The organism is Nocardiopsis sp. Huas11 (assembly GCF_003634495.1).
Classification (GTDB): domain Bacteria; phylum Actinomycetota; class Actinomycetes; order Streptosporangiales; family Streptosporangiaceae; genus Nocardiopsis.
In genome coordinates, this window is the sequence record NZ_RBKY01000001.1 from 5508520 (window position 1) to 5517508 (window position 8989).

At 74.2% G+C, this 8989-nt stretch carries 13 protein-coding genes; 4 read left to right on the forward strand and 9 right to left on the reverse strand.

Annotation, left to right across the window (positions count from 1 at the left end):
* Nucleotides 1-15 precede the first annotated feature (15 nt).
* Complete coding sequence (locus DFP74_RS33630) at nucleotides 16-186, forward strand: hypothetical protein (protein WP_158613054.1); 171 nt, start codon at nucleotides 16-18, stop codon at nucleotides 184-186.
* A gap of 84 nt (nucleotides 187-270) precedes the next feature.
* On the opposite strand, the gene DFP74_RS24925 is transcribed toward DFP74_RS33630, so the two are convergent.
* The 5 genes from DFP74_RS24925 to DFP74_RS24945 form a co-directional block, all read right to left on the reverse strand.
* Nucleotides 271-1161, reverse strand: coding sequence for a dihydrodipicolinate synthase family protein (locus tag DFP74_RS24925; RefSeq protein WP_121185275.1), 891 nt, complete (start codon nucleotides 1159-1161; stop codon nucleotides 271-273).
* A gap of 162 nt (nucleotides 1162-1323) precedes the next feature.
* Nucleotides 1324-1749 (reverse strand): NUDIX hydrolase, encoded by a 426-nt coding sequence (locus DFP74_RS24930; RefSeq protein WP_233571151.1) that lies wholly within the window; start codon nucleotides 1747-1749, stop codon nucleotides 1324-1326.
* Between the two features lie 181 nt (nucleotides 1750-1930).
* Nucleotides 1931-2284 carry a hypothetical protein gene (locus DFP74_RS24935; RefSeq protein ID WP_121185277.1) on the reverse strand — a complete coding sequence of 118 codons (354 nt, stop codon included), beginning with the start codon at nucleotides 2282-2284 and terminating at the stop codon, nucleotides 1931-1933.
* A gap of 189 nt (nucleotides 2285-2473) precedes the next feature.
* Nucleotides 2474-2983, reverse strand: coding sequence for a hypothetical protein (locus tag DFP74_RS24940; protein ID WP_121185279.1), 510 nt, complete (start codon nucleotides 2981-2983; stop codon nucleotides 2474-2476).
* A 135-nt stretch (nucleotides 2984-3118) separates the two neighbouring features.
* Nucleotides 3119-3610, reverse strand: coding sequence for an NUDIX domain-containing protein (locus DFP74_RS24945; protein ID WP_121185281.1), 492 nt, complete (start codon nucleotides 3608-3610; stop codon nucleotides 3119-3121).
* 183 nt (nucleotides 3611-3793) lie between these two features.
* On the opposite strand from DFP74_RS24945, the gene DFP74_RS24950 reads away from it, so the two are divergent.
* Nucleotides 3794-4189 (forward strand): hypothetical protein, encoded by a 396-nt coding sequence (locus DFP74_RS24950; protein ID WP_121185283.1) that lies wholly within the window; start codon nucleotides 3794-3796, stop codon nucleotides 4187-4189.
* A 92-nt stretch (nucleotides 4190-4281) separates the two neighbouring features.
* Here DFP74_RS24950 and DFP74_RS24955 read toward each other — a convergent pair whose 3' ends face one another.
* The 4 genes from DFP74_RS24955 to DFP74_RS34980 all read right to left on the reverse strand — a co-directional run bounded on the left by DFP74_RS24955 (nucleotide 4282) and on the right by DFP74_RS34980 (nucleotide 6447).
* Entirely contained in the window at nucleotides 4282-4926 is a 645-nt protein-coding gene (locus DFP74_RS24955) for a vitamin K epoxide reductase family protein (RefSeq protein ID WP_121185285.1), read from the reverse strand.
* A complete protein-coding gene (locus DFP74_RS24960; protein WP_121185287.1) occupies nucleotides 4923-5618 on the reverse strand; it encodes a thioredoxin domain-containing protein in 696 nt (231 codons plus the stop codon). Before DFP74_RS24960 ends, DFP74_RS24955 begins: the two co-directional genes overlap by 4 nt.
* Nucleotides 5619-5745: 127 nt before the next feature.
* Nucleotides 5746-6135, reverse strand: coding sequence for a hypothetical protein (locus tag DFP74_RS24965; RefSeq protein WP_121185289.1), 390 nt, complete (start codon nucleotides 6133-6135; stop codon nucleotides 5746-5748).
* A gap of 177 nt (nucleotides 6136-6312) precedes the next feature.
* The gene (locus tag DFP74_RS34980; protein ID WP_255499632.1) at nucleotides 6313-6447 is read right to left on the reverse strand and encodes a hypothetical protein; all 135 of its coding nucleotides are present in this window, start codon (nucleotides 6445-6447) and stop codon (nucleotides 6313-6315) included.
* A 190-nt stretch (nucleotides 6448-6637) separates the two neighbouring features.
* Here DFP74_RS34980 and DFP74_RS24970 point away from each other — a divergent pair, with 190 nt between their 5' ends.
* Together DFP74_RS24970 and DFP74_RS24975 are read left to right on the forward strand one after the other, a co-directional pair.
* On the forward strand, nucleotides 6638-7009 hold the full coding sequence (locus DFP74_RS24970; RefSeq protein WP_121185291.1) for a helix-turn-helix transcriptional regulator: 372 nt from the start codon (nucleotides 6638-6640) through the stop codon (nucleotides 7007-7009).
* Nucleotides 7006-8967, forward strand: coding sequence for a cation-translocating P-type ATPase (locus tag DFP74_RS24975; RefSeq protein WP_121185293.1), 1962 nt, complete (start codon nucleotides 7006-7008; stop codon nucleotides 8965-8967). Before DFP74_RS24970 ends, DFP74_RS24975 begins: the two co-directional genes overlap by 4 nt.
* Nucleotides 8968-8989 lie beyond the last annotated feature (22 nt).

Consider the following 8989-nt stretch of genomic DNA (forward strand, 5'->3'; position numbering starts at 1 on the left):
GGAAGAGAGCTGCTCATGAGCCCGCGCCGTCGTGTGCACCCGTCCGACGACCCCATCCCGGACGACCTCAGCCCGGAGGAACGCAAGGCCGTGGCCGCCCAGGGCGAACGGCTCGGCCGCCAGGAGATGGACGGGGTGCCGCCGCTGTTCGACAAGGACGACAACGAGCACGCCTTCGGGTCCTGACGCCCTCCTGCGGATTCCGCCAGGCCGCCGGACCGGCGGCGCCCCTCAGCGCGGCCCGACCCGGCGGCCCACCCGGCCCGTGGTTCAGGCCAGGCTCAGATCCTCGGCCAGGCGGGCGACCCGCTCCCGCTCGGCGCTCGCCAGGCCCAGGATCGGGCGAGGCAGGCAGTGCGGAGGGGCCAGCTTCAGGTGCTCGGCGAGCGCGGCGACCACCCTCAGGCTGCCGTGGGCGGCGAACATGTCCCACAGCGGACGCAGGCGCTCCGACGCGGCCGCGGCCGTTGCGGAGTCACCGTTCAGAGCGGCTCGGCACAGGGGCACCGCGACCTCGGGCACGGTACCGGCCACCACGGAGAACCACGTTTGGCAACCGGCGTTCAGGCCGGTTACGGCCGTGCCGTCCCCGGAGACGCCGATGACCACGTGGTCGGGGACCACGTCGCGGATCGCGGCCACGTGCTCGCGGGCGGCGGCCGGGTCCAGCGGAACCGGGGGGATCTTGATCGCGGCGACGTTCGGCAGCCCTGCGACGCGCGCGTACAACTCGTTCGAGAAGGTGAAGCGCGTCGTGGCCGGGTTGTCGTAGACCACCAGCGGCACCGACAGGTCCGCGGTCACCTCCTCGTAGAGCCCGAACACGTCGTCTTCGGTGAGCGCCTGGTAGCTCATCGGGGCCAGCAGCACACCGGCCGCGCCGGCCTCCTGGGCGTCCTGGGCCAGGGCCCGCACGTGGGAGGTGCGCAGCGCGCCGATACCGACGATCACCGGGGTATCGCCGGCCGAGCGCACGGCGGCACGCGCCACCTGGCGGCGCTCCTCGCGGTCGAGGTAGGCGTAGGAGCCGGTCGATCCCAGCGCGCCGATCGAGTCGACGCCCGCCTCGACCAGCCGGGCGATGAGCCCGGCGTAGGCGTGCTCGTCGAAGCGGTCGTCGTTCAGCGGGGTCAGGGGGAAGGCGCTCAGGCCAGTGAACACGGAGATCTCTCCTGGTCGATCGAAAGATGGTCGCCGTCGTGCGGCGAAGTGGTCAGTGTGCTCGGGGGGACGAACGTCGAGCTGGTGGCGCGGACGGCGTGCCCCGAACGCCCGGTGAACCCGCGCGACGGTTTCGCTTTCCGCCCCGGCCGGATCGGGCGCTCAGTCGATGCAGGCCGGTGCCGGCGCGCCGACGGGCAGCCCCCAACGCCGTTCGGCCGTCATCGCGGCGCACCTGAACTGTGCCTTGGCCGGTGGTCCCCACCCCAGCAGGCTCACCGCCTGGTGGAGCGGGCTCACACGGCGCGTGTGGATCCGCCCGTGGTCGGGGTCGGGCTCGCGCTCCCCCAGCCTGTCCAGTCGTGCGGCCATGCGCAGCTGCGCGTAGGGCTCGGTGCCGGGGCGGTGCACCGTCTGGTGGCCGAGGTAGACCGAGTCGGTGAAGGTGACCTGGACCTCCTCCCACACTTCGCGGACGAGTGTGGCCACCTCGTCGCCCCCGTCCCGGGGCTCGGGCGTGCCTCCGGGGAGATTCCACGTTCCGCTGCCGTCGTCGGACGACCACACGCCCGAACTCGTCGAAGACATAGCCGTAGACCTGCCGGACCGGCCACGAGGCAGGAGGCCGAACGGCCTCATGCCAGACATAGGACACCTCAGCCGCCTCACCCATGCGTCCGACCCTAACGGGACCCGGACCAGCGCACGGGGCCCGGGATGTGGGGCCGCCGAGGGGCCCCGACGTGCTGCGCCGCCGACGTGTCGGGGCTCAGGGGAGCAGGTCGTCCAGGGCCTGGTTCCAGGAGGTGAAGCGGACCGCCCTGTCGTCGAGGTAGGCGACGGCGGGCAGCTTGCGGTTGGTGACCAGCAGGACGCCCCGCTCGTTCCAGAACCGGCCGCCGTGGTCGGTGCGGCAGTCGAAACCCTGGTCGGTCAGCCAGGCGGCGACCTCGTCCACGCGGCGGCTCGTATGGATGAAGACGGCGTACTCGTCCATGAGGGTGCGCAGGCCTTCGAGGGCGCCGGGCACGGGCGCGTCGTAGATGGTGCCGTCGTGCCAGCCCTTGGAGTAGGCGTGGATGACGCCGTCGAAGTCGACGGCGAGGGTGTTCGGGCGCGGCACGGCGGCCTCCGACGAGTAGGGGCGGACAGGCCGAGGACACGGCGCCGAGCGCCCGGGCCTCGGGTGCGGTTCATCGACCTGCGAAGAATAGTCAAGCACGGCCACGCGCCCGAACACGTGGCCGCCGGCGATCGCGGGCCCGGCACCGGAAGGCGCGGGGGTGTCGGCGGGCCTACCCGGTCCCCGGACTCATTCCCGTCCCCGGCGGTCACGGTGGTCCTGGTCCACCTGGGTGTCCTCGTGGTGGTGCTCCTCCTTGCCGACGACCTTGTCGTGGAAGGTGCCCTGGGAGAAGTCGAGGTGGTCGCCTTCGTGGTGGGAGTGGAACCCGCCACTGACCCTGCCCACCTGGATCGCGATCCCCGCCACTCCCCCCTCCATGTGGTTGTAGATCACGTCGCGCGGGCGGCCGGTGTCCAGGTCTCGCAGGAGCGCGCGGAGCCGGTCGGCGGCCTCGGGATCGGCCGCCAGCAGGCGGCGCAGTTTGGGCTTCCACTCCCCGGTCGCCTCGGCGGCCAGGCCCGGCCGGGCGGCCACTTCGGTGCGGGAGCGTTCCAGTTCGGCCGCCGCCACGTGGCCGGCATCTGTGAACAGGGCCGCGAATCCGTCCAGGGTCACCCGCCAGAGCGGGGCGTCGTCGGAGGTCATCGAGCGGACCAGGAGAGCGGTGGCCCGTTCCACCAGGGGGGTCTCGTCCATCGCGCCTGCACCTACTCCTCACACCGGGGGGCCGCGTCCGTGTCGGGCCGCACGTGGATAAGACACGCTATCGGCCGCACCGGCCGCCTGTCCGGGATCCCGGTACGCCCGCCGCCCGCGCCACGGCGGCCGCGCTCACCGCAGGGGTCCATCGGAACGGGCGGTGGCGGGGCGGTGTCGCGAGAAGGCCTCGCCGGCGAGCAGGTGGCGCACGGCCTGGGCGCAGTAGTCGACCGTGTCCGGCGGGAGTTCGCGAGCGGGCCACCAGGCGATCTCGGTGTGCTTGTCCGGCTCCCGGTTGACGGGAGTCCCCGACCACGCGCGGCAGACGAAGAAGAAGTGGACCCACTCCGGCAGGGACTCGTGGCTGTGGACGACGTGGGCGAACTCCAGGTCCGCCGCCGCCACGCCGATGCCGAGCTCCTCAGCGGACTCGCGCACCGCGGCGGCCACGACGTCCTCACCCGGCGCCGCCTTCCCCGCGACCCCCGCGTGCCACAGGCCCGGTGCGTAGGGCACGTCGGGTCCGCGGCGGGTCATCAGGACCCGCTCACCGCGCACCAGGAACACGTGGGCGCTCAGCGCCGCGTGCCCGCCGTCGGAGCGTTCGTGCGTAGGTGTGGGCATGGGGATGATTCTGGCGCATCCGAGACCGGTGCCAGGAGGGGCGGCGGGCACCGGAGTGCCGCCTCCCCCTGGATGGCCGGAACGGGCCAGGTCCGCGTCGGCCCGGCGAGAGCGGGCCTGCGCGCGCTAGCGTGAGGGCCATGCCATCCCCCGGAGCGGGGCGCCCACCAGAGCGGAGATTCCATGGACCCGGCGATCACGGCCCTGGCCGCCACCGCGGCCGCCACCCTGGTCAAGGCCATGGCCGGTGACCTGTGGACCCTGACCCGGGACAAGATGGCGGCCGTGCTCGGCCGCGACGACGCCGGCACGGTGCGGGAGCTGGAGGCCGCCCGCGACCAGGTCGTCGAGCACCGCGCTCTGGCGCCGATCGTGGAACAGGAGTGGCAGGGGCGGCTGACCCGCTACCTGCTCACCCACCCCGAAGCCGTCCAGGAGGTGCGGGCGGTCCTGGACGAGATCGCACCCGAGGCGGGTAGGGGCGCCACGTACGGCGGCGACCACATCGACTTCTCCCGCGGCACCTTCCACGGACCCGTCACGGGCAAGAGCGTCCACCGGGGGCCGGACCACCCGTGAACGGCCCGGGCCCGCCCGCCCCCGCGCCCACGGCCGCGCGGACACGCTTCCCGTGTCGGCGCCGTGAGCGCGGGGGGGCAGGGCGCCGGGGGCTACAGGAGGGCGGCCCAGGAGTCCCGGAACGCGTGGCCGGCCAGGCCGATGACCACCAGCGCCCACACGGTGAGCACCACGGTGTGGTTGCGGGCCAGCACGCCCGCCGGGCCCCGCGCCCACGGGGGCACGGGCAGGTGTGCCGAGCGCACGTTGTGCAGGGTGACGTACCAGAAGAGCGGGATCGTCACCGCCCACACGACCATGCAGTACGGGCACAGCGCGCCGATGCGGTACAGGCTCTGGAAGATCAGCCAGTGCACGAAGACCGCGCCGAACAGCACCCCGGCCTGGAGCCCGAGCCAGAACCAGCGCTGGAACCGCGCGCCTGCCAGGAGCGCGGCGCCGACGGTGGTGACCACGGCGAAGCCCGCGACGCCGATGATCGGGTTCGGGATCCCGAAGGCCTCGGCCTGCGGGGTGGCCATGACGGTGCCGCAGGACAGCACCGGGTTGACGCTGCACGCGGGCACGTGGTCGGGGTCGGCCAGCACCCTGATCTTCTCGACCAGCAGGGCCGCCGCCGCGAGCAGCCCGATGGCGCCGCCCACGCCGAGCAGCCAGGGCAGGGCCCGGCCGATGACGGCGACCTCGGCACCGGGCGGCGGGGCCCCGGCGTCGCGAGCGGGCGTGCGGGCGCTCATCCCTCCAGCTCCGCGTCGATCATCGCCGAGAGCACCTCGTGGGAGGGCATGCTCGGGGCGAGCCGCCCGTTGACGAAGATCGTGGGCGTGCCCTGGACGCCGAGCGCGACCCCGTCCTCGAAGTCCGACGCCACCCGCTGCTCGGTGTCGGTCGACTCCATGTCCTGGACGAACTCGTCCACGTCCAGGCCCAGGTCCTCGGCGAAGCCCTCGAACACCTCGTCCTGGGGCTGCTGGGACTCGCCCCACTCGGCCTGGGTCTCGTACATCCGCGCGTACATCTCCTCCAGAGCGCCCTGGCGCGCGGCCGCCTCCACCGCCGCGGCGGCGGGCTCGGCGTTGGTGTGCCCGGGCAGGGGGAAGTAGCGGATGACCATGTTGATCCGGCCGTCGTAGTCCTCGCGGATCTGCTCCATCACGGGGAACTGGGCGCGGCAGGCCTCGCACTCGAAGTCGAGGAACTCCACGACCGTCACCGGGGAGTCCTCCACCCGGTCGAGGTAGCGGCTGTCCTCGCGCACGAGCAGGTCGGCGGGGGCGGTGGGCGTGGTGGTGGGGTCCTGGTCGGCGGGGGCGGGCTGGGCGGCGGGGGTGTCGGTGGCGCCGTCTCGGCCGTTGAGGGCCACGAGGAGTCCGGCGGCGATGACGGCGGCCATGATCAGGCCGAGGGTGATACCGAGGTTCTTGCTCATGTGGGCGTCCTGGGACGGGGAGCGCGCTGTGCGGCGCTCGACAACGGTCAGGGGAAGGGGCCCGCCGGTGGGCGGGCGCGGGCCGCTCGTGCGCGCGTGAGGTGCGACGGCGGCAGATGACCGTGTTCTAGACCCGTTGGACGCAGAGCAGCGTCAGCAGCCCGCTGCCGTGCAGGGCCGCCGGCTCCGGCCGGTGGGGACGCGGCGCCGGCCTCGGGGCCGACAGTGACGCGAAGGCGAGCACGACGCCGAGGGCGACGAGGAACAGGGGCGGCGCGGTGGGCAGCCCGTGCCCCTCGACCGCCTGGCACCCGTGCGCGACCCCTTGCGCGGGGACGTCGGCCACGGGCCAAGCGGACTCCTCCGCCTGTTCCGGGCAGTCGGCCGCGGCCACGGGGCCGGGCGCGGCCTGCGGAACGGAGCTGTGGCACAGGGCGCACAGGAAGCACATGACCATCAGGAAGAGCAGCGGCACCGCGATGGTGCGCTGTCGCCGTGTGTGGGTGTGCCCGTCCATGCAAGGCACTGTAGCGGTGGCCCCGTGGAGGGCTGCGTCGGCTCCGGTGTCAGGGAAATCGGCAGGGAGCGGGCGACGGGCCCCGCCCGGCGCACCGGCACGACCGGGGGCGGGCGACCGGGAGCCGACGACCGCGCCACGGCGTTCGGCCGCAGGCGTCGGGGGCGGGGGCGCCGTTCACACCAGCACGAGGACCCCGACCGTGGTCAGGGTCGCGACGCCGATCGTGAGGATGACGGCCAGCGCGATCCGGGCGAGGCGCTTCTCCTCCGGCGTGGGTTCCTGGTCGCTGGGGGCGCAACAGCCGCTCACCGGGGCTCCTTCGTGCTGCCGTGGACGGCGGTCCGACCGGTCCCGACCGGTCCCGGGCGGGTCCGGGAGGGTCCGGGCGGCCCCGGGCGGGTCAGGGCGGGTCCGGTGCGTGCAGCGTAGCGAAGGCGGACGGCGCCCCGGAACGGCTACGCGGGCTTCCATTATCGCCCAATGCGGATATGATCGCCACATGACGATGAATAGTACCGACGCGTGCGGCGCGCGGACCGAGGGCGTCGACGCGGCCGAGGCGCTCTTCCACAGCCTCTCCGACGCGACCCGGCTGGCCATCGTGCGCCGCCTGGCCGAGGGCGAGGCCCGCGTGGCCGACCTGGTGGCCCAGCTGGGGCTGGCCCAGTCCACGGTGTCCAAGCACGTGGCGTGCCTGCGCGACTGCGGCCTGGTCGACGGGCGCCCCGAGGGGCGCCAGGTGTTCTACTCCCTGGCCCGACCCGAACTGCTCGACCTGCTCGCGGCCGCCGAGACGGTCCTGGCCGCGACCGGGGCCGCGGTCGCGCTGTGCCCCAACTACGGACCCGACAGCGACGGGGGTGCGCGATGAGCGACGCGTGCTGCGGCGGGGACGAGGCCCCGGAGCCGCGGGGCGAGGAAGCGGCCCCCGCGCGACTGTGGCAGGTGGGCGAGCTCCGCTTCGCCGCCGTGGCCGCGGCGCTGCTGCTGGCCGGGTACGGCGCCGGGTGGGCCGGGGCCCCCGACGCGGCGGGCCTGGTCCTCAAGGCCGCCGCCCTGGCCGTGGCCGGATGGACGTTCGTTCCCGGCACGGTGCGCCGCCTGGCCGCGGGCAGGATCGGCGTGGGCACGCTGATGACCGTCGCGGCCGTCGGCGCCGTGCTGTTGGGCGAGGTGGGCGAGGCCGCGATGCTGGCGGTGCTCTACACCATCGCCGAAGGGCTGGAGGAGTACTCCGTGGCCCGCACCCGGCGCGGTCTGAGGGCGCTGCTGGACCTGGTCCCCGACCAGGCCAGGGTGCTGCGTGAAGGCGTGGAGCGCACCGTCGACCCGGCCGAGCTGCGGGTGGGCGACACGCTCGTGGTCCGTCCCGGGGAGCGCCTGGCCACGGACGGGGTCGTCACCTCTGGGCACACCAGCGTGGACACCTCGGCCATCACCGGCGAGTCCGTTCCCGTCGAGGCCGGCCCCGGGGACGAGGTGTTCGCCGGTTCCATCAACGGCACGGGTGTGCTCGAGGTGGGGGTGACCAGCACGGCCGCCGACAACTCCCTGGCGCGCATCGTCTCCATCGTGGAGGCCGAGCAGTCCCGTAAGGGCACCGGACAGCGCCTGGCCGACCGTGTCGCCAGGCCCCTGGTCCCCGGGGTGATGATCGCCGCGGTGCTCATCGCCGTCGTCGGTTCGCTGTTCGGCGACCCGCTGACCTGGATCGAACGCGCCCTGGTCGTGCTGGTGGCCGCCTCGCCGTGCGCGCTGGCGATCTCGGTCCCGGTCACCGTCGTGGCCGCGATCGGCGCCGCCTCCAAGCACGGCAGCCTGGTCAAGGGCGGTGCCGCGTTGGAGGCCATGGGCCGGATCAGGACCGTGGCGCTGGACAAGACCGGCACCCTGACCCGCAACCGCCCGGCCGTGGTGGAGACCGTCCCCGCGTCCGGGCACTCGCGCGAACGGGTGCTCGCGGTGGCGGCCGCCCTGGAGGAGCGCAGCGAACACCCGCTGGCCCGGGCCGTCCTGGAGGCGGCCCCCGCCCCGGAGCGCGCCGAGGACGTCGAAGCGGTCACCGGCGCCGGGCTCACCGGCACGCTGCGCGGCCGCGCGGTGCGGTTGGGCAGGCCGGGGTGGATCGCCGCCGGTCCGCTGGCCGGGGACGTGGCGCGGATGCAGCACGAGGGCGCCACCGTCGTCCTGGTCGAGGACGAGGGCGCCCTGCTCGGCGCCCTCGCGGTGCGCGACGAGTTGCGCCCCGAGGCGGCGGACGTCGTCTCGGCCCTGCGCTGTGCGGGCTACCGGGTGGTGATGCTGACCGGTGACAACCGTGCCACCGCCACCGCCCTGGCCGGGCAGGCGGGCATCGATCCCGGCGACGTGCACGCCGAACTGCGCCCCGAGGACAAGTCCCGCATCGTCGGCGAACTGCGCGGCCAGGGGCCGGTGGCGATGGTCGGCGACGGCGTCAACGACGCGCCCGCCCTGGCCACCGCCGACCTGGGCGTGGCGATGGGCGCCATGGGCACCGACGTGGCCATCGAGACCGCCGACGTGGCGCTGATGGGCGAGGACCTGCGCCACCTGCCCCAGGTCCTGGCGCACGCCCGCCGCTCCCGCGCGATCATGTGGCAGAGCGTGGGACTGTCGCTGGCCATCATCATCGGCCTGATGCCGCTGGCGCTGTTCGGGGTGCTCGGGCTCGCCGCGGTCGTCCTGGTGCACGAGGTGGCCGAGGTCGTGGTCATCGGCAACGGCATCCGTGCCGGACGCACCCGTGCCCTGGGGCTGGTCTCCGCCGCCACGGCCCCCGCCCGGGAAGGCGAGCCCGCACGGGGATGATCCCGGGGACGGCGGCGCAGGA